The sequence below is a fragment of the Acinetobacter sp. 1125_18A genome (assembly GCF_052824985.1).
In genome coordinates this window covers 1-240 of the sequence record NZ_VTDG01000070.1, presented here as the reverse complement: position 1 = coordinate 240, position 240 = coordinate 1, and the positions used below count along the sequence as shown (strand labels likewise).

General features: G+C 40.8%; 1 protein-coding gene. It reads right to left on the bottom strand.

Translation table 11 applies throughout. The annotated features are described in order from the left end of the window. A partial coding sequence (locus FY049_RS22295) for a transposase (protein WP_446084447.1) occupies positions 1 to 240 on the bottom strand: 240 nt, incomplete at both ends.

Genomic DNA, 240 nt, shown 5'->3' with positions numbered 1-240 from the left:
GCAATGCATCTTGGTTTCAACCAAACTTCGGCGATGATAGCCAGACCAGTTTTTCCATATAGTCTTGCCCAAATGTTTAACTGTTCGAAGCAGTTCATTGCGTTCTAACGAGCTAATCTTTGTATCTTTCCAAGGTTTAGCATTTTTTCTGGGTGGGATTACTGCATGAGCTTGCCGATCGGAAATCATTTCTCGACATTGTTTCGTATCATAAGCTCCATCAGTATAAACGGAATCAAG